Source organism: Shinella sp. NM-101, assembly GCF_021401195.1.
GTDB lineage: Bacteria > Pseudomonadota > Alphaproteobacteria > Rhizobiales > Rhizobiaceae > Shinella.
The window spans coordinates 55,802-80,160 of the sequence record NZ_JACBFT010000001.1; the positions used below are offsets into that span (position 1 = coordinate 55,802).

Annotated in this window: 25 protein-coding genes; 7 read left to right on the forward strand and 18 right to left on the reverse strand. The window is 64.6% G+C overall.

Annotated elements, in window-relative coordinates:
• Positions 1 to 46: 46 nt before the first annotated feature.
• The 9 genes from bamA to L0976_RS00290 form a co-directional block, all read right to left on the reverse strand.
• Positions 47 to 2,398: an outer membrane protein assembly factor BamA gene (bamA, locus tag L0976_RS00250; protein WP_234185550.1), complete on the reverse strand. Its 2,352-nt coding sequence runs from the start codon at positions 2,396 to 2,398 to the stop codon at positions 47 to 49.
• Between the two features lie 238 nt (positions 2,399 to 2,636).
• Positions 2,637 to 3,770 (reverse strand): RIP metalloprotease RseP, encoded by a 1,134-nt coding sequence (rseP, locus tag L0976_RS00255; RefSeq protein ID WP_203318919.1) that lies wholly within the window; start codon positions 3,768 to 3,770, stop codon positions 2,637 to 2,639.
• A gap of 25 nt (positions 3,771 to 3,795) precedes the next feature.
• Positions 3,796 to 4,629, reverse strand: coding sequence for a phosphatidate cytidylyltransferase (locus L0976_RS00260; protein WP_234185551.1), 834 nt, complete (start codon positions 4,627 to 4,629; stop codon positions 3,796 to 3,798).
• Positions 4,629 to 5,375 (reverse strand): isoprenyl transferase, encoded by a 747-nt coding sequence (locus L0976_RS00265; RefSeq protein WP_203318921.1) that lies wholly within the window; start codon positions 5,373 to 5,375, stop codon positions 4,629 to 4,631. Before L0976_RS00265 ends, L0976_RS00260 begins: the two co-directional genes overlap by 1 nt.
• A gap of 41 nt (positions 5,376 to 5,416) precedes the next feature.
• Positions 5,417 to 5,977, reverse strand: a complete 561-nt coding sequence (gene frr, locus L0976_RS00270) for a ribosome recycling factor (RefSeq protein WP_203318922.1) — start codon at positions 5,975 to 5,977, stop codon at positions 5,417 to 5,419.
• A gap of 57 nt (positions 5,978 to 6,034) precedes the next feature.
• Positions 6,035 to 6,757: a UMP kinase gene (pyrH, locus tag L0976_RS00275; RefSeq protein WP_203318923.1), complete on the reverse strand. Its 723-nt coding sequence runs from the start codon at positions 6,755 to 6,757 to the stop codon at positions 6,035 to 6,037.
• 186 nt (positions 6,758 to 6,943) lie between these two features.
• On the reverse strand, positions 6,944 to 7,870 hold the full coding sequence (gene tsf, locus L0976_RS00280; protein ID WP_203318924.1) for a translation elongation factor Ts: 927 nt from the start codon (positions 7,868 to 7,870) through the stop codon (positions 6,944 to 6,946).
• A 242-nt stretch (positions 7,871 to 8,112) separates the two neighbouring features.
• Positions 8,113 to 8,874, reverse strand: a complete 762-nt coding sequence (gene rpsB, locus L0976_RS00285; protein WP_119259227.1) for a 30S ribosomal protein S2 — start codon at positions 8,872 to 8,874, stop codon at positions 8,113 to 8,115.
• 345 nt (positions 8,875 to 9,219) lie between these two features.
• Positions 9,220 to 10,038 (reverse strand): cell envelope integrity EipB family protein, encoded by an 819-nt coding sequence (locus L0976_RS00290; protein WP_234185552.1) that lies wholly within the window; start codon positions 10,036 to 10,038, stop codon positions 9,220 to 9,222.
• Positions 10,039 to 10,184: 146 nt separating this feature from the next.
• Here L0976_RS00290 and L0976_RS00295 point away from each other — a divergent pair, with 146 nt between their 5' ends.
• From L0976_RS00295 to L0976_RS00310, 4 genes are read left to right on the forward strand one after another with little or no spacing between them, the layout of a single operon-like run.
• A complete protein-coding gene (locus L0976_RS00295) occupies positions 10,185 to 10,649 on the forward strand; it encodes a RidA family protein (protein ID WP_203318927.1) in 465 nt (154 codons plus the stop codon).
• On the forward strand, positions 10,649 to 11,374 hold the full coding sequence (locus L0976_RS00300) for a glycerophosphodiester phosphodiesterase (RefSeq protein WP_234185553.1): 726 nt from the start codon (positions 10,649 to 10,651) through the stop codon (positions 11,372 to 11,374). Before L0976_RS00295 ends, L0976_RS00300 begins: the two co-directional genes overlap by 1 nt.
• A 1-nt stretch (position 11,375) precedes the next feature.
• Positions 11,376 to 12,569 (forward strand): GNAT family N-acetyltransferase, encoded by a 1,194-nt coding sequence (locus L0976_RS00305; RefSeq protein ID WP_234185554.1) that lies wholly within the window; start codon positions 11,376 to 11,378, stop codon positions 12,567 to 12,569.
• An 18-nt stretch (positions 12,570 to 12,587) separates the two neighbouring features.
• On the forward strand, positions 12,588 to 13,010 hold the full coding sequence (locus tag L0976_RS00310) for an HIT family protein (RefSeq protein WP_203318930.1): 423 nt from the start codon (positions 12,588 to 12,590) through the stop codon (positions 13,008 to 13,010).
• 12 nt (positions 13,011 to 13,022) lie between these two features.
• Here L0976_RS00310 and L0976_RS00315 read toward each other — a convergent pair whose 3' ends face one another.
• From L0976_RS00315 to L0976_RS00350, 8 genes are all read right to left on the reverse strand, one after another.
• Entirely contained in the window at positions 13,023 to 13,367 is a 345-nt protein-coding gene (locus tag L0976_RS00315) for an AzlD domain-containing protein (protein ID WP_234185555.1), read from the reverse strand.
• Positions 13,364 to 14,104: an AzlC family ABC transporter permease gene (locus L0976_RS00320; protein ID WP_234185556.1), complete on the reverse strand. Its 741-nt coding sequence runs from the start codon at positions 14,102 to 14,104 to the stop codon at positions 13,364 to 13,366. The genes L0976_RS00315 and L0976_RS00320 overlap by 4 nt, the downstream gene beginning before the upstream one ends.
• Positions 14,105 to 14,354: 250 nt before the next feature.
• Positions 14,355 to 16,862 (reverse strand): ATP-dependent Clp protease ATP-binding subunit ClpA, encoded by a 2,508-nt coding sequence (gene clpA / locus L0976_RS00325; protein ID WP_203318933.1) that lies wholly within the window; start codon positions 16,860 to 16,862, stop codon positions 14,355 to 14,357.
• 9 nt (positions 16,863 to 16,871) lie between these two features.
• Entirely contained in the window at positions 16,872 to 17,222 is a 351-nt protein-coding gene (gene clpS / locus L0976_RS00330) for an ATP-dependent Clp protease adapter ClpS (RefSeq protein WP_203318934.1), read from the reverse strand.
• Between the two features lie 262 nt (positions 17,223 to 17,484).
• Positions 17,485 to 17,838: a phasin family protein gene (locus tag L0976_RS00335; protein WP_203318935.1), complete on the reverse strand. Its 354-nt coding sequence runs from the start codon at positions 17,836 to 17,838 to the stop codon at positions 17,485 to 17,487.
• A 277-nt stretch (positions 17,839 to 18,115) separates the two neighbouring features.
• Positions 18,116 to 18,319, reverse strand: a complete 204-nt coding sequence (locus L0976_RS00340; protein ID WP_119259238.1) for a DUF3126 family protein — start codon at positions 18,317 to 18,319, stop codon at positions 18,116 to 18,118.
• 95 nt (positions 18,320 to 18,414) lie between these two features.
• On the reverse strand, positions 18,415 to 19,248 hold the full coding sequence (cysE, locus tag L0976_RS00345) for a serine O-acetyltransferase (RefSeq protein ID WP_234185557.1): 834 nt from the start codon (positions 19,246 to 19,248) through the stop codon (positions 18,415 to 18,417).
• A gap of 88 nt (positions 19,249 to 19,336) precedes the next feature.
• Positions 19,337 to 20,122: an alpha/beta fold hydrolase gene (locus L0976_RS00350; RefSeq protein WP_234185558.1), complete on the reverse strand. Its 786-nt coding sequence runs from the start codon at positions 20,120 to 20,122 to the stop codon at positions 19,337 to 19,339.
• A gap of 167 nt (positions 20,123 to 20,289) precedes the next feature.
• On the opposite strand from L0976_RS00350, the gene L0976_RS00355 reads away from it, so the two are divergent.
• Entirely contained in the window at positions 20,290 to 20,538 is a 249-nt protein-coding gene (locus L0976_RS00355) for a zinc-finger domain-containing protein (RefSeq protein ID WP_203318938.1), read from the forward strand.
• Between the two features lie 22 nt (positions 20,539 to 20,560).
• Entirely contained in the window at positions 20,561 to 21,721 is a 1,161-nt protein-coding gene (locus L0976_RS00360) for an FAD-dependent monooxygenase (protein WP_234185559.1), read from the forward strand.
• A gap of 11 nt (positions 21,722 to 21,732) precedes the next feature.
• On the opposite strand, the gene L0976_RS00365 is transcribed toward L0976_RS00360, so the two are convergent.
• The gene (locus tag L0976_RS00365) at positions 21,733 to 22,923 is read right to left on the reverse strand and encodes a cystathionine beta-lyase (RefSeq protein WP_234185560.1); all 1,191 of its coding nucleotides are present in this window, start codon (positions 22,921 to 22,923) and stop codon (positions 21,733 to 21,735) included.
• Positions 22,924 to 23,277: 354 nt separating this feature from the next.
• Between L0976_RS00365 and L0976_RS00370 the strand changes: the two genes are divergently transcribed.
• On the forward strand, positions 23,278 to 24,306 hold the full coding sequence (locus L0976_RS00370) for an amino acid ABC transporter substrate-binding protein (protein ID WP_234185561.1): 1,029 nt from the start codon (positions 23,278 to 23,280) through the stop codon (positions 24,304 to 24,306).
• Positions 24,307 to 24,359 lie beyond the last annotated feature (53 nt).

The following is a 24,359-nucleotide window of genomic DNA, read 5'->3' on the forward strand; positions in this document are numbered from 1 at the left end:
GCGCACTCCAGAACGTTCATGTTCTCACAGTTCTGGGCGCAAATCGTCAGAACTGGGTAGCAATGCCGAACTTGAAGCGCTGAACTTCGTCGAACTCTTCCTTCTTGATCGGAACCGCGTAGTCGAACCGCAGCGGACCGAACGGCGAAGCCCAGATGATGCTGGCGCCGACGGAGGCACGCAGGCTCATGCTCGTGCCCATAACCGTGTCCCCACCGGTGTACACATCATTGCCATAGAGCGTACCGGCATCGGCGAAGATAGCGCCGCGGAAACCGGAGTCACGCGGAACCATCGGCAGCGGGAACGAAGCTTCGGCAGAAACCGTGAAATAGGTGGTGCCGCCGATGTTGTCGCCGTTTCCTGTAGCAGCCGCCCTGGACCTCGGGCCGATACCGCCAGACTCGAAGCCGCGAACGTCAGACGCCGACAGCGTGAACTGATCGTAGACCTTGGTATCGTTGCCGAAGCCCCACATGTGTCCGCCGCCGACAGCAATCGAGCCGATCACGTCCGCGTCGTCCAGAAGCGTATGGAAATAGCGCGCCTTGCCGGTGATCTTGTAATAGTCGGAGTCCCCGCCGAGACCGGCAAACTCCTGCGTAACCTGGGCAAAAATACCTTCGCGCGGCAACGTACGGTCATCGATCGTATCGAAGGTCAGGCTGTGCGAGACCGAAGAACGAACCCAGGGGCTACCTTCAACAACATCCCAATATGGCGTCGAAAGTCGCGGGTCGCGCGGGACCAGCGACGACTTGTAATCCAGCTTGGTATAGTTGTACCGAAGCGTCGTCGACAGGTCTTCCGTGATCGGAGCCGTCACGCGCAGGGTAAAGCCCTGCGAGTCGACGTTGTAATAGTCTTCGCTCTTGTCCTCGTTCTTGAAGACGTCAAAGCCTGCGGCAAGACGGTAGCCGAGGAAGTACGGTTCCGTGAAGGACAGGCTGTAATCACGCGAATCCTTACCGCCGCCGGCAGCAATGCGGATGTATTGGCCGCGGCCGAGGAAGTTCTTTTCCTCGATCGATGCTTCCAGCTTGAAGCCGCCATCCTTGCCCGTTTCGTAACCGCCGCCGATGCCGAACGAGCCGGTCGACTGGTCCTGCACGTCGACGACCAGGACGACGCGGTCGGATTCGCTGCCCGGAGCCGTCGTGATGTTGACGCTGGAGAAGTAGCCCAGTGCTTCGAGGCGGCGCTTGGCGCGTGCGACGACTTCCTGGTTGAAGGCGTCGCCTTCACCGATGTCGAACTCGCGGCGGATGACGTAGTCGCGCGTGCGGGTGTTGCCGCGGATTTCGATGCGTTCGACATAGGCGCGCTCGCCCTGGTCGACGAGATAGTCGACGGCGATCGTGCCGTTGCCGAGGTCACGGTTGCCGCGCGGCGTCACGCGGGCGAAGGGATAGCCCTGCGCCGCGACGCGCTGCGAGATCTCGGACATCGTCTCCTGGACGTCCTTGGCACGGTAGACCTTGCCGGGACGCGATTCGATCAGGCCCTTCAGCTCTTCCGAGTCGAGACCCTCGACCGTCGATTCGACGTTCACGTCGCCGAAATTGTAGCGCTGACCTTCCTCGACCGTGAAGGTCACGACATATTCGTTCGACGCCTCGTCGAGAACGGCCTCGGACGAGATGACGCGGAAGTCGGCATAGCCGTTGTTGAAGTAGAACTGGCGCAGTGCCTCTTCGTCGGCGCGCAGCTTCTCCTGGCTGTAGACGTCCTTGCGGGTCAGGAAGGAGAGGAAGTTCGACTTCTTGGTGAGGATGACGGAGCGCAGGCGGCCGTTGCTGTAGGCTTCGTTGCCGACGAAGTTGATCTGCGAGATCTTCGTGCGGTCGCCCTCGTCCACCACGAAGGCGACGTTCACACGGCCGTTGCCGAGCGGATAGGTCTGCGTGGTGACGGTTGCGTCGCTGCGGCCGATGGCGGCATAGGCATCGCGGATCGCCTGCTTGTCGGCTTCGATCGTCGTCTCATTGTACGGGCCGAGCGAGCGCGAGCGGAGGACGCCCTGCAGCTTGTCGTCCTTGATCTTGCGGTTGCCGTTGATGACGACTTCGTTGATCAGCTGGTTTTCGTTGACGGTCACGACGAGCGTTCCGCCGGAAACCGAGATGCGGACGTCGGAGAAGTAGCCGGTCGCATAGAGGCGACGGACGGATTCGTCGATGTCGGCATTGGAGAAGGTCTTGCCGGGCTGGATCGCGAGATTGGCCTTGACCGTATCGGCGCTGACGCGATCGGCGCCATGCACCTGGATGTTCCGGACGACGGCCGCCTGGGCGACGCCGGCAGAGACAAGCGTGGCAACAGAGCCGCCCGTGACAACCATACTCGCCGACAGTGCAACGGCAGACACGGCGTTCAAAAAGTTTGAACCAGCTTTCATCTTCACAACTTACCTTCGTTTCAACGTCCGGCATGCATGCCCGATTCCGGACACGATTGCCGTTTTAACCGCTTTTGCCATACAAGCAAGGTCACGCGTTAATTTCTGTTTACTTCAATTCGAACCGTGGCCCGTAGGCCACTAATTGCTTTTGATCACGGTAAACAGACCGTTAGCATCACCCGGTTTCAGGCTGCGGCCTCCCTGTTCGATCCTGCCGGCCCCATGCCGGCTGCCTTCATCCCAGAAGCATCGATATGTCGTTCCAGGTCGCAAAGACCATCAGCATGAGCACCAGCGCCATGCCGATGCGGAATGCGATCTCCTGCGCCCCGGGCCCGACAGGCCTGCCCCGGACAGCCTCCACCGCATAGAACATCAGATGGCCGCCATCAAGTACCGGAACCGGCATCAGATTCAAAAGTCCAATGGAAACAGACAGAACGGCGGCAAGTTGCAGCAATGCGGCAACACCGAGCGTCGCCATCTGGCCGGATGCCTGCGCCACGCGGATCGGCCCGCCGAGCTGATCGGCCTTCATGCGGCCCGTCAGGAGGTTCGACAGATAGTCGAACGTGCCCGTCACGATATGCCAGCTCTGCAGGGTGCCCTGCCCGACGGCCTCCACGGGTCCGTACTCCACGATCCGGAAATTGCCGGTCTCCTGGTTGGTGACGATGCCGATCAGGCCGAGCTCGATCTTGTTGCCGAACTGGTCCGTGATCTCGCTGCGCTCCGGCACCATGGGAAGGTCGATGTCGGCGCCGTCGCGGCGCACGGTGACGACGATCCTGAGTTCCGGGCGAACGCTGACATAGCGGCGCACGTCGTCGAAGGTGGCGACCGGCTGCCCGTCGAGCGCGACCAGAAGGTCTCCGGGTCGGACGCCCGCCGCTTCCGCGGCGCTGCCGGGCCGCACTTCCGCAACGACCGGATCGGCCACCTGGCGGCCGTAGATGGAGAACATCACGGCAAAGATGGCGATGGCCAGGATGAAATTGGCGATCGGCCCGGCAGCGACCGTCACGGCCCTTTTCCACAGGGCCGCGCCGAGGAAGGTGCGCTTGCGCACGTCCTCGGGCAGGGCCGACACGGCGTCATAGTCGGGGATGGAGGCCGGATCGTCGTCGCCGAGGAACTTCACATAGCCGCCGAGCGGAATCGCCGAAAGCTTCCAGCGCGTGCCGTGCCGGTCGGTGAAGCCGATGAGCTCCGGCCCGAATCCCACGGAAAACGCCGTGACGCCGATGCCCGACCAGCGGCCGGCGAGATAGTGGCCCATCTCGTGCACGAAGACGATCAGCGTCAGCACGATCAGGAACGGAACGATATAGCCCGTCACGAAACCGAGAGAGCCAGCCAGCATGTCCATTCTTCCAGTCCCCAGTCTGTCGCGTTCACGGGCCGAAAAGGAAAACGCCCGCCGGCGTGTTCGTGGTGCCCGAGACGATGGCATCGCCGAGCGCAATCAGGAACGCGGCGAAGCAGGCGAAAACAAGGCCGTCCACGCGATCCATGACGCCGCCATGTCCCGGAATGAGGCGGCTGGAATCCTTCACGCCGAATCGGCGCTTGATGAAGGATTCGAAAAGGTCGCCGATCTGGCTGAACACCGAGAGCACCAGCGCGATCACCGGCACCCACAGTCCGTTCAGCGAGAAGAAGACCATATGCACGAGCGTGCCGGCGATGACGGCCGAAATCGTCCCGCCGATCGCGCCCGACCAGGTCTTGCCCGGCGAAATGGGCGGCGCCAGCTTCGGGCCGCCGATGGCGCGTCCGACGAAATAGGCGAGAATGTCCGTCGACCAGACGACGGCGAAGATGAAAAGCATCGCCGCGAAGCCGTGCACGGTATCGCCGCGGATGGCGGCGAGCGAAATCACCGTGAGGCCGGAATAGACGATGCCGCCGGCAAGCCAGCCGCTCGCCCTCGTCGCCAGCGCATAGGCGACGGCGAAGAGGGCGGCGCCGATGAGCACGGGCAGCGCCAGCTCGTCGAAGGAGAAGAGGACGAGCGCCGAAACGAGCGCGACCGACAGCCAGCCGAAGGCGTTGCCGCGGAAATCCGTCTCCGCAAGCCGCGTTATGGTCGACCACTCGTAATAGATGAGCAACGCGATTGCCGCGGCAAGCACACGGAAGGCGAGGCCGCCGAACCACGTCGCGGCGAGCACGACGACGGCAAGGACGATGCCGGAAAGGATGCGCAGGCGCAGTTCACTCTGCATCACGAACCTGTTGCAAGGGTGGCGGCAGGCTGCAGCCCGCCGAACCGGCGTTCCCGCATGGCATAGCGGGAGAGCGCGGCAATGAAGGTCTCGCGCGAAAAGTCGGGCCAGAACTCGGGGATGAACATCAGCTCGGCATAGGCCGCCTGCCACAGAAGGAAATTCGACAGCCGCTCCTCCCCACTGGTGCGGATGACGAGGTCGGGATCGGGAATGTCGGCGGTATCGAGCGCGGCGCCGATGCGCTCCGGCGTGATCGCCGACGGGTCGAGCCGGCCGGCCGCCACGTCCCCGGCGAGCCGCGCGACAGCGCGGGCGATCTCGTCGCGCGCACCGTAGTTGAAGGCGATCACCAGCGTGATGCCGGTATTGGCGCGCGTCGTCTCCTCGGCTTCCAGGAGAAGCGGCAGGATGTCGCCGGAAAGGTTCGCCCGGTCGCCGATCACACGGATGCGCACGTTCTGCTTGTGCAGCGTGGCGAGGTCGCGCCGGATGAAGGTCTTCAGGAGGCCCATGAGGTCGGAGACCTCGCTTTGCGGGCGGCTCCAGTTCTCCGAGGAGAAGGCGAAGAGCGTGAGATAGGAGATGCCGCATTCGGCAGCCGTCTTCACGGCCTCGCGCACGGACTCGACGCCCTTGCGATGCCCCATGGCGCGCGGCAGGCCGCGCGCATTCGCCCAGCGTCCGTTGCCGTCCATGATGATGGCGACGTGTGCCGGTACGGTGCTGGGCGAGAGCTGGTTCATGAGCGATCCGGTAAGGAGGAACGGAAGCAGGCGGCCGAGGCCTAGACCTGCATGATTTCCTTTTCCTTCTCGGCAAGCAAGCGATCGACGTCCAGAATCGTGTCGTCCGTCATCTTCTGCACCTTTTCCGACTGGCTGCGGCTCATATCCTGGCCGATATCGCCATCCTTTTCGGCTTTCTTGAGGTCGTCCATGCCGTCGCGGCGCACGTGCCGGATCGCCACTTTAGCCTTTTCGGCATAGTCATGGGCGACCTTGACGAGCGACTTGCGGCGCTCCTCGTTGAGCTCCGGCAGCGGAATGCGCAGGTTCTGGCCGTCGATGATCGGGTTGAGGCCGAGGTTGGATTCGCGGATGCCGCGCTCGACGGCGCCGACCATGCCCTTGTCCCAGACGGAGACCGACAGCATGCGGGGCTCCGGAACGGAGATGTTGGCGACCTGGTTCAGCGGCACGCGCGAACCGTAGGCTTCGACCTGCACCGGATCGAGCACGTTGGCCGAGGCGCGGCCGGTGCGCAGCGACGCGATGTCGTTCTTGAACGCGCTGATCGCGCCATCCATGCGGCGCTTCAGTTCCTTAAGGTCAATACCTTCACTCATCGGAATACTCCCGTTTTCAGTCGTGGTTGCACGCGACGGGCGTGCGCGCCTGTAGAATCAGTTGTCGGTTACGATGGTACCGCGTCCGCCGCCGGTCAATATTTCGGCAAAACCGCCCTTTTCATGGATGGAGAACACGATGATCGGGATGGAGTTCTCCCGCGCCAGAGCGACGGCGGCGACATCCATGACGGCAAGGCCCTTTTCCAGCACTTCGCTGTGCGTCAGGCGGTCGAAGCGGGTGGCGGTCGGGTCCTTCTTCGGGTCGGCGGAATAGATGCCGTCGACCTGCGTGCCCTTGAAGATCGCCTCGGCGCCCATTTCGGCGGCGCGCAGCGCAGCGGCCGAATCGGTGGTGAAGAACGGGTTGCCCGTGCCGCCGGCGAAGATCACCACGCGGCCGAGCGAGAGGTGATAGAGCGTCGCGCGCTGCGAGAAGCTCTCGCAGATCTCCGGCATGGCGATGGCGGAGAGGACGACGGTGTCGATGTCTAGCTTGCGCAGCGAGGTCGCCAGCGCCAGCGCGTTGATGACGGTCGCCAGCATGCCCATGTGGTCGCCGGTGACGCGGTCGCCGCCCTTGGAGGCGACGGCGACGCCGCGGAAGATATTGCCCCCGCCGACGACGACGCCGACCTCGACGCCGAGCGCGCGGGCTTCCGCGATGTCGGAGGCGATGCGGTCGGCGACGGCGACGTCGATGCCGAAGCCTTGCGATCCCATCAGCGCCTCGCCGGAGGCTTTCAGCAGAACACGTTTGTAGATTGGCTTGGCAGTCATTGTCGCTCCTGAACTCGTGCGCCTGCTCGCCCGATCCGGCCGCCGGGCGGAAACCGAGGGAGGGTCCGCGCAGGGCAGCCTTGGCCGCAGAGAAATTTCGGGGCAGGCATTTCGGCAAGCCGGATACACGAAGGGCGCCGCGTTGTCACGCGGCGCCCTCACCTTTTCCCTAATGGAATAGGAAAATCAGCCCTTGGCGGCGGCTGCGACTTCGGCGGCGAAGTCCGACTCTTCCTTCTCGACGCCTTCGCCGAGCAGGAGGCGGGCCATGCCGGTGACTTCGATCGGCGCACCGACGGTCTTTTCAGCTTCCTTGACGGCAGCGCCGACGGTCAGGTCGGGGTTCATGACGAAGGCCTGCGACAGCAGCGCGACTTCCTCGAAGAACTTGCGCATGCGGCCTTCGACCATCTTCTCGATGATGTTGTCCGGCTTGCCGGAAGCGCGCGACTGCTCGATGAAGACGTTGCGCTCGCGTTCGGCAACGGCGGCGTCGACTTCCTCGGCGCGGATGGCGAGCGGAGCCGTGGCGGCGATGTGCATGGCGACCTGGCGGCCGATGGCGTTCAGGGCTTCCTTGTCGCCGGTCGACTTCAGCGCGACGAGAACGCCGAGCTTGCCGAGGCGGTCGGCGGCAGCGTTGTGGATGTAGGTCGCGACGACGCCGTCCTCGACCGACAGGGCGGCCGAGCGGCGCAGGTTCATGTTCTCGCCGATGGTGGCGACGGCATCCTTGATGCTGTCGGTGACCGACTTGCCGGTTGCCGGATAGGTGGCGGCGCCAACGGCTTCGACGGTGCCGTCGGTGGTCAGCGCCACGTCGGCGATGCCGCGGACCATGGACTGGAAGGCATCGTTACGGGCAACGAAGTCGGTCTCGGAGTTGACTTCGACGACGACGGCCTTGGTGCCGGCGCTTGCAACGCCGATGAGGCCTTCGGCGGCCGTGCGGCCCGACTTCTTGTCGGCCTTGGCGATGCCCTTGGCGCGCAGCCAGTCGATTGCCGCTTCGATGTCGCCGTTGTTCTCAGCCAGCGCCTTCTTGCAGTCCATCATGCCTGCGCCGGACTTTTCGCGCAGTTCCTTCACCAGTGCAGCGGTGATTTCAGCCATTGTGAGCCTCTTGTCGGTTCTTGTTGCGTGTCGCCGGAAAACCTCGGCGAACTCAAGGTTTTGGGAACGAATGTACCCGGAAATATGACAGGGTGATGAAGATCACCGCAGGCCTGCCGCGTGACCGCGACCCGATGGATCGGCGCGGACAGGCCCTTCAAACAGGCCGAGGCCAGGGATCGTCTCTCTGGCCTCGGTCGAACAGGAAAGCGGGAGCGAAAGACTTCGCTCCGCCTTTGGCCTTAAGCTTCGGCTTCGAGAGCCGGCTCGACTGGCGCTTCGGCGGAGGCGCCGAGGTCACGGCCCGAGGCGCCCTGCTGGCGGGCGATGCCGTCGATGGCAGCGCGGGCGATCAGGTCGCAGTAAAGGGCGATGGCGCGCGAGGCGTCGTCGTTGCCGGGGATCGGGAAATCGATCGGGTCCGGGTCGCAGTTCGAGTCGATGATGGCGACGACCGGAATGCCGAGACGCTTGGCTTCCTGGATCGCGATCGATTCCTTGTTGGTGTCGATGATGAACATCAGGTCCGGGGTGCCGCCCATGTCGCGGATACCGCCGAGAGCCTTTTCAAGCTTCTCGCGCTCGCGCTCGAGGGTCAGGCGTTCCTTCTTGGAATAGCCGGAGCCTTCCGAGGACAGGATCTCGTCGAGCTTGCGCAGGCGCTGGATCGAGTTGGAGATCGTCTTCCAGTTCGTCAGCATGCCGCCGAGCCAGCGGGAGTTGACGTAGTACTGGGCCGAACGCTTGGCAGCATCGGCGATGATCTCGGATGCCTGGCGCTTCGTGCCGACGAAGAGAACGCGGCCGCCGCCGGCGACCGTGTCGGACACGACCTGAAGGGCGCGCGACAGCAGCGGAACGGTCTGTGCCAGGTCGATGATGTGGACGTTGTTGCGGTCGCCGAAGATGTACGGCTTCATCTTCGGGTTCCAGCGGTGGGTCTGGTGGCCGAAGTGAACGCCGGCTTCCAGGAGCTGGCGCATAGAGAAATCGGGCAATGCCATGCCTAGTTATCCTTTTCCGGTTGAACCTCCGCAAGGCGAACAGCACTTCCTTCGGAAATGCCACCGGCGGAAAGGCCCGGATTTCTCCCGGACGATCCCATGCCTTACGTGTGGAATGGCTGCCCCTTACCCCCAGTTTCCCGGCAAATCAAGGGCAGCGGGGTAAAAATGCGTTCGGCGCGCCCATTTTGCCCCCTCGTCCGGCCTGCCGGCCACCTTCCCCCGCCCACGGGGCGAAAGGGATATGCCGCGCCGGTTTCTTCGAACAATGCCTGTTCGTGAGGCGCGTCCCCTCGCCCCGCAGGCGGGGAAAGGGTTAGAGGCAAGTCAAGGCGTCAAACGTCCCTACTTGCACTCCTGCTGCTTGAACAGCTCCAGCTTGGCAAGCTTGCCGGTCAGCGAGAATTCGCCGTAATCCATGGTGAGGTCGCGCGTGATGCCGTTCTCGTACAGCTTGAAGGACATGCGGTAGACCGGCAGCGCGTCGCCCTCGCTCGTATCGTTGTAATAGGCGATGGAGACCGGCCAGAAGGCCTGCTTGGCGAATGTGCCCGCCTTGTCGGCATCCGGGTCGCCGGCCTTTGGCATTTCCTTCTTGCCGACGACGGAGGTGGTCATCAGCGTCTTGTCGCCGGAATCCGAGCCGTCGTAGATGCGCGATTCGAAGAAGCGCTCGCCCTTTCGGGCGTGCTCGATCACTTCCACCATGTGCTCTGTCGGAAAGCGGCTGGCGGCAAGCTCCAGTTTGCGGGCATCCGGCAATGTCAGGTCGACGCTGACGCCCTTCTTGTCCTCGCGCGCCGTGCCGCGCACCTCCTTGTCCAGCTTCTCGTCGGTGAAGGAGCGGGTGAGGAAGCGGAAGCTGCCGTTCCTGAGGTCCTCGTAGGTCGTCGTCTGCTGGTCGGTCAGCCGCGTCTCGTCGCCGGTATTGACCTGCGTGACGAAGCGGAAGCTCACCGTGTAGCCGTCGCACGGGCTTCCGTTGAACTCGTAGACCATGCGGCCGTACATGCCCGCGATGCCCGACCGCTCGGTCGCATCCTTGAGCTGGAGGTCGTAGACGGCGCGGTGCGGCGCAAGCCCTGTCGCCGGCGTCGCAAGGGCGCCGCTGCCGGCAAGGCATGCCCCGGCTGCAAGAGCCGTGGCAAAGGATGAACGAAACATCCGTTTCCTCCTGTTGAATCCGACGGCGATGTTATAAGAACTCTTCCGGCAAAAGCGAGGCAATATCCACGCCTTGCCATATTCATTTCCCACAGTGCGGCCGATCCCGCCGCAGATGCCCCCACGAGCCGAGAACGGAGAGCGCAATGTCCGCTGAAATCGAAAACCGCGTCAAGGAACTTGGCTACGACATTCCCGTGGCGGCAGCGCCTGCGGCCAACTATGTGCCCTTCGTCATCAGCGGCAACGTGCTCCACATTTCCGGCCAGTTGCCGATGCTGGACGGCAAGATGGCCTATACCGGCCATCTCGGCAGGAATGTCGACGTCGCGGCCGGCCAGAAGGCGGCGGAACTGTGCGCCCTCGGCCTCCTCGCCCAGGCCAAGGCAGCGCTCGGCGACCTCTCCCGCATCAGGCGCATCATCAAGATCAACGGCTTCGTCGCCTCCGCGCCCGATTTCGTCGAGCAGCACCTCGTCATCAACGGCGCGTCCAACTTCCTCGTCGGCGCGCTCGGCGATGCCGGCAAGCACGCCCGTGCCGCCGTCGGCATGGCTGCGCTTCCGCTCAATGCCGCCGTCGAGATCGACGCCATCATGGAAATCGCCTGATGCACAAGTTCAACTGGCTGACCGAGCGGCCGATCGCCCATCGCGGCTACCACGACCTCAACCGGACCGTCTGGGAAAACACGCTCTCGGCCTTCGCCCGCGCCGCCGATGCCGGCTTTTCCATCGAATGCGACCTGCAATATTCGGCCGATGCCATTCCGGTCGTCTTCCATGACGACAATCTCAAGCGCCTCTGCGGCATCGACGGCGACGTGCGCCAGCGCACCGCCGCCGAGCTCGGCCTGCTGACCATCGGCGGCACGGCGGACCGCATTCCGACGCTCCGCCAGCTCCTCGACCTCGTCAAGGGCCGCGTACCCCTCGTGCTGGAGCTGAAGGGCCGCAAGGGCGACGACGACGGCTTCGCCATGGCCGTGCTCGACGCCATCGAGGACTACGAAGGCCCCATCGCCCTGATGAGCTTCGACCAATGGCTGCTGCAGGACCTCAAGGCAATCGGCACCACCCGCCCCGTCGGCCTGACGGCGGAAGGCCAGCGTCCGGAGAATTTCGCCGTGCACGAGGAGGCGATGCAGCTCGGCCTCGACTTCATCTCCTATTATTACGGCCACCTGCCGAACGCCTTCATCAGCCGCCAGCGCGACCTCGGCGTGAAGATCATCACATGGACCGTGCACGACGACGAGGCGCGCACGATCACGGCCAACAACGCGGACCAGATGACCTTCGAGGGCTTCGATCCGCGCGAGCCGCTGACCGCCTGACATGACGGAGGCGGTGCGCATCCGTGTCGAAACGAGCTTCGCCGATATCCCGGCGGAGGACTGGGCGCGCCTTGCCGGCGCCTCCAGGGGCGATGCGCGCGAGCCCTACAATCCCTTCGTCAGCCATGCCTTCCTGTCTTCGCTGGAAGAATCGGGCTGCGCCACCGCCGAGACCGGCTGGCTCGGCCAGCACCTGCTGCTGGAGGGCGAGGACGGCGCGCTGCGCGGCGCCCTGCCCGTCTATCTCAAGAGCCACAGCCAGGGCGAATATGTCTTCGACCACGGCTGGGCCGACGCCTTCGAGCGTGCCGGCGGGCGCTACTATCCGAAGCTCCAGGCCGCCATTCCCTTCACGCCCGCGACCGGCCCCCGCCTGCTTCACCGCACGGGTGAACCCGTCGTGGAAGCGCAGGCGGCGCTCGCCGAGGGCCTGAAGGAACTGACCCGGCGGCACGGCGCCTCCTCCGCCCATGCGACCTTCGTGCCGGAGACGGAAATGCCGGTATTCGAGGCCGCGGGCTATTTGCACCGCACCGACCAGCAGTTCCATTTCATCAATGCCGGCTACGGCGCCTACGAGGATTTCCTCGAAACGCTCGCCTCCCGCAAGCGCAAGGCGCTGAAGAAGGAGCGCAGGGCAGCGCTGGAGCACGGCATCGAGATCGACTGGCTGACCGGCAGCGACCTCACCGAAAGCGTCTGGGACCAGTTCTTCGCCTTCTACATGGACACCGGCAGCCGCAAATGGGGCCGGCCCTATCTCAACCGCCGCTTCTACAGCCTGATCGGCGAGCGCATGGCGGACGACATCCTGCTGGTCATGGCACGGCGCGAGGGCCGCTACATTGCCGGCGCGATCAACTTCATCGGCGGCGACACGCTCTTCGGCCGCCACTGGGGCTGCATCGAGGATCATCCCTTCCTGCATTTCGAGGTCTGCTACCACCAGGCCATCGACTTCGCGATCGAGAAGCGGCTCACGCGCGTCGAGGCCGGCGCGCAGGGCGAGCACAAGCTGGCGCGCGGCTACCTGCCCGTCACCACCCATTCCGCCCATTACATCGCCCATGCCGGCCTTCGCCGCGCCATCGCCGACTATCTCGAACGCGAGCGGCAAGATGTCGAGATGATGGGCGACTATCTTGCCGAGCACGGCCCCTTCCGCCGTGGCGAAAACCACGACGACACCGACTGACCTGACCGGGAGACAAGCATGACCGCCTACGACCCCAACAACATCTTCGCGAAGATCCTGCGCGGCGAGATCCCCTCGCACCGCGTCTACGAGGACGAGCATGCCGTCGCCTTCATGGATGTCATGCCGCAGGCGAGCGGCCACACGCTCGTCATCCCCAAGACGCCATCGCGCAACATCCTCGATGCGGACCCGCAGACCCTCGCCCGCCTCATGCCTGTCGTGCAGAAGGTGGCTGTCGCCGTAAAGGAGGCGTTCGAGGCGGACGGCGTGACGGTCATCCAGTTCAACGAGCCGGCCGCCGGCCAGACAGTCTATCACCTGCACTTCCACGTCATCCCGCGCATCGAGGGCCTGCCGCTCAAACCCCATTCCGGCACGATGGAGGACCAGGGCGTGCTGGCCGCCAATGCGGAAAAGCTGCGCAACGCGCTGAAGTGACCGTCCGCGCCGTCAGGCGCCGAGAAGTGCAAGCCCCGCGGCCAGGAAGGCGATGGCCGCGGCGATGCCGAGGATCTGCCGGAAGCGGCCGCCGAGGAAGAAGGCGGCCGCGCCGAAGCCCACCGCGCCCAAGCGCAGCCAGAGCGGCGAGCTCGTGAGCGTGCCGGTCGGAAAGAAGATCATCTTGGCGATGACGGCCGCCACGAGCGCCGTCGCCACCGCCCGCACCCAGTTCAAAAGTTCCGAACGCTCGTCGATGCGGTTGCCGACGAGGACGCCGGCCCAGCGCCAGAAATCGGTCGCGAGCCAGCCGGCAACGGCGATGTAGACATAGGGCCAATATCCCTCGAAGCTCATCGGGCCGCCTCCCGCCGGCGCAGCATGCGCTCGCCCCACCATGCCAGCGTGCCGCCGACGATGCCGGCAAGCAGGATGTCGTATTCCGGCGCGATCACCGCGAAGAGCCAGCCGAGCGCAAGGCCGACGCCGAGCGCCCAGTAGATCACGCGGTGACGCGCGGAAATCCAGATCGAGGTGAGGAAATAGACCGGCGTCAGGAAGAACAGGCAGCCGGAGACGAGCGGCGGGAATTCCGACACGGCGCCATAGACGAGGCCGACGAGCACGATATTGGTGGTGGTCAGCGTGATGCCGAAGCCGGCGAAGAAGGCGAGCCGGCCGGCGCGCGGCACGTCGCGCACCCTTTCCATCGCAAAGACCCAGGCCGTGATGGCGACGAAATGGGAAACGACCAGCAGCAGCCAGGTCGGCGTGCGGCCGGTGCGGATCTCCGGCACCAGCGAGGCCACCATCGGCATCATGCGCACGGAGGAGAGCGTGACGGCAAGGAAGGCCGTCGCGATATGCGCGCCCGACAGCATGGAGCCGACGAGGATGACCTTGGCCGGCAGCGCCCAGATCATGCCGGTCATGAACATCACCTGCCCGACCGGTATCTTCGCCTCCGCCGTGAAGGCGGCGAAGCCGACGAAGGAGAGCATCAGGATGATGGCCGGCAGGCTGAAAAGGCCGCGCATGCCGAAGAGGAACCAATATGTCTGGGATCGGGGTTCGGGCGCGGTCTCGGCAGTCATGAAAATCTCTTGCGGCAAGAAAGATTGGACGCTCACTTCGCCGTCCGCACCCCATGTTTCGACAAGGCCTCACCTCGTCCACGGCGTCACCCTCGGCCCTGTGCCGAGCGTCTGCCAACGCCTTGAAAGATCGAACCTTCGCAGATGCCCGGGACAGGCCGGAGCATGGCGATAGCGAGGTTTGCGACACCTTGTCACGAAACGGGGCCGGGCAGTTTCCTGCCCGGCCCCGGTACGATTTGTAAAGCCGTTATTTCTTGCGCGGCACCTTCGGAACCGTGCCGGACTTGCGCGGCGGCTCGTCCTTCGGCTCCGTGGCCTTGGCCTCGGCCGCCTTCTTCGGCGAGCGCGCCTTGGTCGGCGCTGCCTCGGCGGCGACGGTTTCCTTCGCCTTGCGCGGCTTCGCCTTCTTGGCGGCGGCCTCCTCGATCTCGGCCTTCGGCTTGATCGGCGCGGTCTCCGGCACGGCGTCGAGGATCAGGCCCTTCGAGCCGTCTTCCTTGGTGCCGACGGAGACGCGGACGACGCCGCCCTTCTTGAGCTTGCCGAAGAGGATCTCGTCGGCGAGCTTCTTCTTGATGTTCTCCTGGATGACACGCGCCAGCGGACGGGCGCCCATCTTCTCGTCGTAGCCCTTCTCCGCGAGCCAGGAGATCGCCTCCGGCTGCAGGTCGAAGGTGACGTTGCGCTCGGCAAGCTGGGTTTCGAGCTGCATGACGAACTTCTGCACGACCTGATGGATGACCGGCGTCGGCAGCGAGCCGAACGGGATGATCGCATCGAGGCGGTTGCGGAATTCCGGCGTGAACAGGCGGTTGATCGCCTCCATGTCCTCGCCCTCGCGCTTGGACGAGCCGAAGCCGATGGCGGCCTTGGCCATGTCGGATGCGCCCGCATTGGTCGTCATGATCAGGATCACGTTGCGGAAGTCGATCTTCTTGCCGTTATGGTCGGTCAGCGAGCCGTGGTCCATGACCTGCAACAGGATGTTGTAGAGGTCCGGATGCGCCTTCTCGATCTCGTCGAGCAGCAGCACGCAATGCGGATGCTGGTCGACGCCGTCGGTCAGGAGGCCGCCCTGGTCGAAGCCGACATAGCCGGGAGGTGCGCCGAGCAGGCGCGAGACCGTGTGCCGCTCCATGTATTCCGACATGTCGAAGCGCAGCAGCTCCACGCCGAGCGAGCTTGCAAGCTGCTTGGCGACTTCCGTCTTGCCGACGCCCGTGGGGCCGGAGAACAGGTAGCAGCCGATCGGCTTGTTCGGTTCGCGAAGGCCGGCGCGCGACAGCTTGATCGCCGAGGCCAGCGCCTCGATGGCGAGGTCCTGGCCGTAGACGACCGAGCGCAGTTCCTTCTCGAGGTTGGCGAGCACCTGCTCGTCGTCCTTCGAGACGGTCTTCGGCGGAATGCGGGCCATGGTGGCGACCGTCGCCTCGATCTCCTTCTCGGTGATCAGCTTGCGGCGTTTTCCGGCGGGCAGCAGCATCTGGGCCGCGCCGGTCTCGTCGATCACGTCGATCGCCTTGTCCGGCAGCTTGCGGTCGTTGATGTAGCGCGCCGAAAGCTCGACGGCCGTCTTGATCGCCTCGTTGGAATAGCGAAGTTTGTGATATTCCTCGAAATAGGGCTTGAGGCCCTTCATGATCTCGATCGTGTCGTCGATGGTCGGCTCGTTCACGTCGATCTTCTGGAAGCGGCGCACGAGCGCCCGGTCCTTCTCGAAGAACTGGCGGTATTCCTTGTAGGTCGTCGAGCCGATGCAGCGGATCGCGCCGGAGGAGAGCGCCGGCTTCAGGAGGTTGGACGCGTCCATCGCGCCGCCGGAGGTCGCCCCTGCGCCGATGACGGTGTGGATCTCATCGATGAACAGCACGGCGCCCGGATACTCTTCGAGCTCCTTGACGACCTGCTTCAGGCGCTCCTCGAAGTCGCCGCGATAGCGCGTGCCGGCGAGCAGCGTGCCCATGTCGAGCGAGAAGATCGTCGCATCGGCCAGCGCTTCCGGCACCTTGCCCTCGACGATGCGCTTGGCGAGCCCCTCGGCGATGGCCGTCTTGCCGACGCCGGGATCGCCCACATAGAGCGGGTTGTTCTTGGAGCGGCGGCAGAGCACCTGGATCGTGCGGTTGACCTCGGCGTGACGGCCGATCAGCGGGTCGATCTTGCCGTTCTTGGCCTTCTCGTTGAGGTTCACGCAATAGGCCGTGAGCGCGTCCTGCTTCTTGGCGGGCTCTTCCTGCTCGTTGCCGCTGCGCTGCTGCTTCGGCTCGTTCTCGGCATCCTCCGCACCGCGGACCTGCCGCTGCTCGGATGCGCCGGGACGCTTGCCGATGCCGTGCGAGATGAAGTTGACGGCGTCGTAGCGCGTCATCTCCTGCTCCTGCAGGAAATAGGCGGCATGGCTCTCGCGCTCGGCGAAGATCGCGACGAGCACGTTGGCGCCGGTCACTTCCTCGCGGCCGGACGACTGGACATGGATCACCGCGCGCTGGATGACGCGCTGGAAGCCGGAGGTCGGCTTGGAATCCTCTTCGTAGCCCGTCACGAGGTTTGCAAGGTCATGGTCGACATAGTCGGTGACGGTCTTGCGCAGGACATCAAGATTGACGTTGCAGGCGCCCATCACGGCGGCGGCGTCCGCGTCGTCGATCAGCGCGAGCAGAAGGTGTTCGAGCGTCGCATATTCGTGATGGCGCTCGTTCGCGTAGGTCAGTGCCTGATGGAGGGCCTTTTCAAGGCTGGCAGAAAATGTTGGCACGTTCGTTCCTCATTTCTTTTCCATGACACATTGCAGCGGGTGCTGGTGCTGGCGGGAGAAATCCATCACCTGTGTCACTTTGGTTTCGGCAACCTCGTAGGTGAACACGCCACACTCGCCTACGCCATGATTGTGCACATGGAGCATGATCCGCGTGGCCGCTTCGCGGTCCTTCTGGAAGAAACGCTCCAGAATGTGGATCACGAACTCCATGGGAGTATAATCGTCATTGAGAAGCAGGACGCGATAGAGGCTCGGCTTCTTCGTCTTAGGCTTCGTGCGCGTGATGACCGAAGTGCTGCGACCGGGAGTATCGCCGCCCTCTTCACCATCCTGCATTCGAACCCGTCTCACATCCATTCGTGTTCATTCCCTTGTCTTACGGTCGCGTCCTTGTGGCGAACCGTTCGGCTGAGGCTGCCCTTCTGGAACTGTTATCTAATGTCTCGGTACACGATTGTAAGACCCCTGCTTCGCACTGCAATCATAATCGCGGGCCATCCGAAGGAAATAGCGAAATTTGGCTCCGCTGCGTCAGCCTCGCGCAATCCTCAAACACAGAAAGGCCGGCTGCGGTTGCCCGCGGCCGGCCGGTAAACGCTATGCGCGTGTCTTGAAGCTGTCAGGCCGCAGCGGCAGCCTTGGCAGCCGCGGTCGCCTTGGCGACCGGCGCCTCGTAGGGCTTGTAGGCGCCCTTGGCGAGGTCGGCATACATTTCGCCGAGCTTGGTGGCTTCGGCCACGAAGCCTTCATAGGAGGACTTCACGAAAGCCGTCTGGAGTTCGAGAGCGGCTTCGACGCTCTTGACGCCGGAAAGCTTTTCGAAATGGGAAAGGCCGTTTTCGAAGGACTTCTTGGAATAATCGGCGGTTTCGGTCGCGATCGCCTGCCAGCCCTGTGCAACGGTCGTGTAGTTCTTGACGAAAGTGTCCACGGCTTCCTTGCCCTTCTTGTTGGCTTCGTCGAAATTGAACATCGAAGTCTCCTTTGGATCCGGTGATTGGGCCGAAATCTATATGCGGAGCACAAAAAAGTCAATATCGATGCTGCAATGCAATATTTCCGAGGCAAAGCAACGCGTTGCGCCATAGGTATGATCATTGCGCCTTGCAAAAGCCAACTCTGTCGCAAAATGATAACGAAAAGGAACGCCGTTCAAGGCCTTCATGCCCCCCGCGCAAGGGCAGCACCCACAATGAAAAAGCCCGGCGCCAAGGGCGGCCGGGCCTTGTAATCCTGCGTTTCCCGACGGATCACAGGTCGATGTCGAGGATCGCCATGGAGAAGTTGTAGGAGAGTTCCCCGTCCTCGTCGTCCCGGAAGATGACGCCGAGGAATTCGTCGGCGAGATAGACTTCCGCCGATTCATCCTTGCGCGGGCGAGCCTTCACGACGATCTCCTTGTTGAGATTGCGCTTGAAGTAGGCCTCGAGCTTCCTGATTTCTTCCGGCTTCACGATATGTCTCCGTCAACGGTTGATGTGCCGCGCTTCTCGCACCTGCTCCAGAGCGTGTAAACCCTCGAATGCCACGAGAGCGCGACTTTTCCCGCTCACAGATCGTAGTCGAAGGCGGCCAGAAGCTGGTCCATCGCGCGCGACGGCTCGTTGCAGCCGGCCTCGCCGATCACCCGGGCCGGCACGCCGGCGACCGTCGATTTCGGCGGCACGGCCTTCAGCACGACCGAGCCTGCGGCAACGCGCGAGCAATGGCCGATATGGATGTTGCCGAGGATCTTCGCGCCCGCCCCGATCATCACGCCGTCGCCGATCTTCGGATGGCGGTCGCCGCCCTCCTTGCCGGTACCGCCGAGCGTGACGTTGTGAAGGATCGACACGTTGTCGCCGATGACCGCCGTCTCGCCGACGACGAGGCCCGTCGCATGGTCGAGGAAGAAGCCCTTGCCGATGCGTGCCGCCGGGTTGATGTCCGTCTGGAAGACGCTGGAGGACCGGCTCTGGACATAAAGGGAAAGGTCGCGCCGGCCCTTGTCGTGCAGCCAGTGCGCCAGACGGTGGGTCTGGATGGCGTGGAAGCCCTTGAAGTAGAGCACGGCATCGAGGAACCGCAGGCAGGCCGGGTCGCGGTCGTAGACGGCCTGGATGTCGACGCGCAGGACGCTGCCCCATTCCGGCCAGTCCTCGAGCATCTCGTCGAAGATCTGGTGCAGGAGGTTCGCCTGGAGGTCGGGATGATCGAGGCGCTCGCAGACGCGATGGATCACGCTTTCCTCCAGCGAGCGGTGGTTCAGCACCGTCGAATAGAGGAAGGCCGCCAGCAGCGGCTCGGCCTGGGCGGCCACGCGCGCTTCCTCGCGCAGGCTGTCCCAGATCGGATCCATGGCCTTGAGCTTCTCGCCGGCCCTCAGTTCGTTCATCGCGACCATCGCCGCACTCCTTGTGTCATGTCCGCCTGAATATAGTGCAAAGCACGGCGGAGCGAAATGGCCGCTCGGCCATCATCGTGAAGGCCGCTCAGCGGCCGGCGATTTCCGCGTAGAAGTCGAGGACGGCGCGCTTGAACACCTTGTCGCCGACGGCGAGCATGTGGTCGCGGCCGGGAATGTCGAGCGCGCGGGCGTCCGGCATCAGCGCGGCGAGCGGCTGCGGCGCGCCCGCGATGTCGTCCTTCGTGCCGACGCCGATGAGGGCCGGCATGTCGATCCGCCCCATCTCCTCGACCGTCAGGAGGTCGCGCGAGGTCATGATGCAGGCGGCGAGCGCCTGCCGGTCGGATTTCGTCTGGTCGGCGAAGGCGCGGAACATGCGGCCGCGCTCATGCGTCACCGCGTCCAGCGACGGCGCGAGCAGCGCGTCCGCGATGGGATCCCAGTCGCCGACGCCCTCCACCATGCCGATGCCGAGGCCGCCGAAGACCACGGAGCGCACCCGGTGCGGATGGGCCAGCGCCATGAAGGCGGTGATGCGCGCGCCCATCGAATAGCCGAAGACATGCGCCTCGGGGATCGCGAGATGATCGAGCAGCGCGGCGGCATCGCCCGCCATCAGCGGCGGCGTATAGAGTGCCGGGTCGTGCGGCTTGTCGCTCGCGCCGTGGCCGCGATTGTCGATGCCGATCACCCGGTAGCCCGCATCGCCCAGCGTCTTCAGCCAGCCGGGAAACACCCAGTTGACGTTTGCGCTGGAGGCAAAGCCGTGGATCAGCAGCACCGGATACCCGGCGGGATCGCCCTCGTCGAAGAAGGCGAGCTCCAGGCCATCGTGGGTGAAGCGGGAAAAGGGCGGGTTGTCGAGGTTCATGGCGGGCTGTCTTTCGTTTTCCTGTCGATGCTCATAATGCCTGCCGCTCGCCGAGAAAACCGCAGCAACGCGGATTTCTCCTCCCCCGCGACGGTTTTGCATCTACACATTTAACCCGAAGGCGACTATGGTCCGCGCCAGAAAAGACGCGTTTTACGGAGCATGACATGGCTGGGCACAGCATTCCCCATTTCCAGAACGACGGCGGCCACCGCGCGATCGAGATCGGCGTGAAGGAATTCATGTGCGTCGGCGCTTCCGTGCCCTACGACCATCCGCACGTCTTCCTCGACATGGGTGACGACAACGAGAAGGTCTGCCCCTACTGCTCGACGCTCTACCGCTACAACCCGGCCCTCAAGGCCACCCAGACCGATCCGGTCGGCTGCACCTTCACCAACCAGGTCGCGGCGTGACGGCCGAAAGGCCAATTCCTCCATGTCCCCCATCAGAACCACGACCATTGTCGGCGCCGGCATTGCCGGCCTGACGGCGGCATTGGCGCTCGCCCGCCGGGGCATCGCCTCGCATATCCTCGAGCAGGCGCCCGCCCTAGAGGAGGTCGGCGCCGGCCTGCAGCTCTCGCCCAACGCCTCGCGCATCCTGGTCGACCTCGGCCTCCTCGATGCGCTGAGCACCCGCTGGACCGAGCCGGACCATATCGGCCTGTCCTCCGGGATCTCGCTTTCCCCCCTCGCCTCGGTTCCCGCCGGCAAGGCCGCGCGCAGCCGCTGGGGCGCTCCCTACGGCGTTCTCCATCGCGCCTCGCTCCAGACGGTCCTTCTCGACGCCGTTCGCGCCGAGCCGCTCTGCACGCTGACGACGGGAACGCGGATCGAAAGCGCCGCGGACGCCCTTGCCGCCGCTCCCGCCGACGTGCTGGTCGCGGCGGACGGCGTCTGGTCGCGCCTCAGGCACGCGGTGCCCGGCGCCCTGCCCGCCCGCTATTCCGGCAATGTCGCCTGGCGCTTCCTCGTGCCTTTCGCCGCCGCCCCGCCGTTCCTCGATCCGCGCGCGGTCACGGCCTTCCTCGGCCCGCAGGCCCATCTCATCGCCTATCCGCTCACGGAGATTGAGGCCTTCAACATCGTCGCGATCCACGCCCAGTCCGACGCGCCGCCCATCGGCTGGCTGCGCCGCGGCGACGCGGTGACGCGCGGGCGCATGCTGGAGGCCTTCGCCGGCTGGCACGCGGACATCCGCCGCCTGCTGCCGGACGCGCAGGACCCGCTGGTATGGCCGCTCTTCGGCTGCCCGGACGGCGCGTGGACGGATGGCCGGAAAACCGTGCTGATCGGCGACGCCGCCCACGCCATGACGCCCTTTGCGGCGCAGGGCGCGGCCATGGCGATCGAGGACGCGGCGCTGCTGGCCGCAAGGCTCGCCACCGCGACCGATATCCCGGAGGCGCTGCGCCGGTTCGAGAAGACCCGCCGCGAGCGCGTCGCCCGCGTGCGCAGCCGCGGCGCGTTCAACCGCTTCGCCTACCACGCCCGCGGCCCGGTCGCGCTGGCACGCAACCTCGTGCTCTCCCTGCGCAGGCCGGAAGGTCTCGCCGCCGATCTCGACTGGCTCTACGGCTACCGCACGCCGGAGTGAAATGGCCTGTCCTATACCGCCCGCGCCGCGGCCAATCCGCGCTCGATATCCGCCTTGATGTCCTTCACGTCCTCAAGCCCGATCTGCAACCGCAGCACCGGCCCCTCCTGCGGCCCCTTGGCCACCCGGCGGTCGCCGAGATGCACATGCACGGCAAGGCACTCGAAACCGCCCCAGGAATAGCCGAGGCCGAAGATGCCGAGCGCATCGAGGAAGGCATGGGCCTTGGCCTTGTGGCGATCCGGCGAGCCACCCTTCAGCACGATGGAGAAGATGCCGCTCGCGCCCTTGAAGTCGCGCTTCCAGAGGTCGTGGCCGGGAAAGCTCGGCAGGGCCGGATGCAGCACGCGCGAGACCTCGTCGACGCCTTCCAGCCAGCGCGCCAGTTCCAGCGCGCTGTCCTGGTGCCGCTCCAGCCGCACGCCCATCGTGCGAAGGCCGCGCAGCACCTGGTAGGCGTCGTCGGGCGAGGCGCAGGTGCCGAGCGTGATCTGGGTCTCGTGCAACTGCTCCCAATGGGCGGCATTGGCCGAAACCGTGCCGAACAGCACGTCGGAATGCCCGGCCGGATATTTCGTCGCCGCGTGGATGGAGATGTCCACGCCGAAATCGAGCGGGCGGAAATAGAGCGGCGTCGCCCAGGTATTGTCCATCGTCACCACCGCGCCATGCTTGTGGGCGGCGGCGGCGATGGCCGGGATGTCCTGCATCTCGAACGTGTTGGAACCCGGCGCCTCCGTGTGCACCAGCCGCGTGTTCGGCCGGATCAGCGCCTCGATGCCGGCACCGATTGTCGGGTCGTAGTATTCGACGGAAACGCCGAGGCGCTTCAGCATCGTGTCGCAGAAGTGGCGGGTCGGATGATAGACCGAATCGACGATGAGCGCATGGTCGCCGGCCGACAGGAAGGCGAGGAACGGCACGGTGACGGCGGCAAGGCCCGAGGGAACGAGGATCGTGCCGGCCGAGCCCTCCAGTTCGTCGATCGCCGCGCAGAGCGCGTCGGTGGTCGGCGTGCCGCGCGTGCCGTAGGTGTATTTCTGCGCGCGGTTCTCCATGGTCGCGGCATTGGGGAAAAGCACCGTCGAGGCGTGCACGACGGGCGGGTTGACGAAACCGTAGAACGCCGCCGGGTCGTTTCCAGCGTGGGCAAGGCGGGTGTTCACGCCGGCGCCGGCGAGGATTTCGTCTCTGTTTTTCATGGGCCTGTCCGGAAAGATGGAGGGAATTTCGCAGTTCCGACTTTTCGCCAGAGCGCCCGGGAGGTCAACCCCCAGGGTTTCAACCGCAGGCGCATCCAAAGCGCTTCAAACGTTGAACAGGCGAATCTTTTGGGCGATTTACTGCGCAGTTTCGTGATTTTCTGCCCAAATCGCGGTCAATTGCCGATAAATTCCGGGGTGTGGCCGGAAAATGGCGGCGCTCCCTTGACCCTGCGTCATTTTGAGCATGAGATAAGCAACCTCGCGCCGGGAGGGTGGCGAGTTCCGCAGGTGCGCCCGTCAGGGAAGCGGGTCCTGCGGACAAAACAAGACAACAGAAAAAGGTTGTAAAAAATGGCAAAAAAAATCGTGACTGCGCTCGTCGGCGCCGCCGTACTGGGGCTTGGCGCAACGGCGGCACAGGCGGACACGCTGTCTGACGTGAAGGCCAAGGGCTTCGTGCAGTGCGGCGTGAACGGTTCGAATCTCGCCGGCTTCGGCGCACAGGATTCGGCGGGCAACTGGTCCGGTCTCGACGTCGATCTCTGCAAGGCCGTGGCCGCAGCCGTCTTCGGCGACGCCACGAAGGTGAAGTACACGCCGCTCTCGGCCAAGGACCGCTTCCCGGCCCTGCAGTCCGGCGAAATCGATATTCTCGCCCGCAACACCACCTGGAGCATCAGCCGCGATTCGCAGCTCGGCTTCGATTTCCGCGCCGTGAACTACTATGACGGCCAGGGCTTCATGGTGAAGAAGGAACTCGGCGTGAAGTCCGCCCTGGAGCTTTCCGGCGCCTCGGTCTGCGTCCAGTCCGGCACTACGACGGAACTCAACCTCGCCGACTACTTCCGCGCCAACAACATGGACTTCAAGCCCGTGGTCTTCGAAGCGCAGGACGAAGCGGACGCCGCCTACAATGCCGGCCGCTGCGACGCCTACACGACGGACGCCTCGGGCCTCTATTCGATCCGCCTGAAGATGGCCAACCCGGACGACCATATGGTCCTGCCGGAAATCATCTCCAAGGAGCCGCTCGGCCCGGCTGTCCGCCAGAACGATTCCAAGTGGTTCGACATCGTGAGCTGGTCGCACTATGCGATGGTGGCCGCCGAGGAATTCGGCATCACCCAGGCCAATGTCGAGGAGATGAAGAAGTCCGACAACCCGGACATCAAGCGCTTCCTCGGCGAAGAGGCCGACTCCACCATCGGCGCCGACCTCGGCGTACCGAAGGACTGGGCCGTCCAGATCATCAAGGCGGTCGGCAACTACGGCGAATCCTTCGAGCGCAATGTCGGCGAAGGCTCGCCGCTGAAGATCGCCCGCGGCCTCAACGCCCTGTGGACGAAGGGCGGCCTGCAGTACGCTCCCCCGGTCCGCTGATCCTGGCTCCGGCACCATCGGGAGGGCGGCGCGCTGCCCTCCCTTTCAAGGCA

Bases quoted from the DNA above. Each gene is read 5' to 3' on its own strand.
- L0976_RS00350 (WP_234185558.1), bottom strand. From the start codon at position 20,122: ATGAACCTCGACAACCCGCCCTTTTCCCGCTTCACCCACGATGGCCTG.
- L0976_RS00365 (WP_234185560.1), bottom strand. From the start codon at position 22,923: ATGAAAAACAGAGACGAAATCCTCGCCGGCGCCGGCGTGAACACCCGC.
- L0976_RS00305 (WP_234185554.1), top strand. From the start codon at position 11,376: ATGACGGAGGCGGTGCGCATCCGTGTCGAAACGAGCTTCGCCGATATC.
- rpsB (WP_119259227.1), bottom strand. From the start codon at position 8,874: ATGGCATTGCCCGATTTCTCTATGCGCCAGCTCCTGGAAGCCGGCGTT.
- frr (WP_203318922.1), bottom strand. From the start codon at position 5,977: ATGAGTGAAGGTATTGACCTTAAGGAACTGAAGCGCCGCATGGATGGC.
- rseP (WP_203318919.1), bottom strand. From the start codon at position 3,770: ATGGACATGCTGGCTGGCTCTCTCGGTTTCGTGACGGGCTATATCGTT.
- L0976_RS00360 (WP_234185559.1), top strand. From the start codon at position 20,561: ATGTCCCCCATCAGAACCACGACCATTGTCGGCGCCGGCATTGCCGGC.
- bamA (WP_234185550.1), bottom strand. From the start codon at position 2,398: ATGAAAGCTGGTTCAAACTTTTTGAACGCCGTGTCTGCCGTTGCACTG.
- tsf (WP_203318924.1), bottom strand. From the start codon at position 7,870: ATGGCTGAAATCACCGCTGCACTGGTGAAGGAACTGCGCGAAAAGTCC.
- L0976_RS00260 (WP_234185551.1), bottom strand. From the start codon at position 4,629: ATGCAGAGTGAACTGCGCCTGCGCATCCTTTCCGGCATCGTCCTTGCC.
- L0976_RS00370 (WP_234185561.1), top strand. From the start codon at position 23,278: ATGGCAAAAAAAATCGTGACTGCGCTCGTCGGCGCCGCCGTACTGGGG.
- L0976_RS00320 (WP_234185556.1), bottom strand. From the start codon at position 14,104: ATGACTGCCGAGACCGCGCCCGAACCCCGATCCCAGACATATTGGTTC.
- L0976_RS00315 (WP_234185555.1), bottom strand. From the start codon at position 13,367: ATGAGCTTCGAGGGATATTGGCCCTATGTCTACATCGCCGTTGCCGGC.
- clpS (WP_203318934.1), bottom strand. From the start codon at position 17,222: ATGGATGTGAGACGGGTTCGAATGCAGGATGGTGAAGAGGGCGGCGAT.
- L0976_RS00355 (WP_203318938.1), top strand. From the start codon at position 20,290: ATGGCTGGGCACAGCATTCCCCATTTCCAGAACGACGGCGGCCACCGC.
- L0976_RS00295 (WP_203318927.1), top strand. From the start codon at position 10,185: ATGTCCGCTGAAATCGAAAACCGCGTCAAGGAACTTGGCTACGACATT.
- L0976_RS00335 (WP_203318935.1), bottom strand. From the start codon at position 17,838: ATGTTCAATTTCGACGAAGCCAACAAGAAGGGCAAGGAAGCCGTGGAC.
- L0976_RS00290 (WP_234185552.1), bottom strand. From the start codon at position 10,038: ATGTTTCGTTCATCCTTTGCCACGGCTCTTGCAGCCGGGGCATGCCTT.
- L0976_RS00265 (WP_203318921.1), bottom strand. From the start codon at position 5,375: ATGAACCAGCTCTCGCCCAGCACCGTACCGGCACACGTCGCCATCATC.
- L0976_RS00310 (WP_203318930.1), top strand. From the start codon at position 12,588: ATGACCGCCTACGACCCCAACAACATCTTCGCGAAGATCCTGCGCGGC.
- pyrH (WP_203318923.1), bottom strand. From the start codon at position 6,757: ATGACTGCCAAGCCAATCTACAAACGTGTTCTGCTGAAAGCCTCCGGC.
- cysE (WP_234185557.1), bottom strand. From the start codon at position 19,248: ATGGTCGCGATGAACGAACTGAGGGCCGGCGAGAAGCTCAAGGCCATG.
- L0976_RS00300 (WP_234185553.1), top strand. From the start codon at position 10,649: ATGCACAAGTTCAACTGGCTGACCGAGCGGCCGATCGCCCATCGCGGC.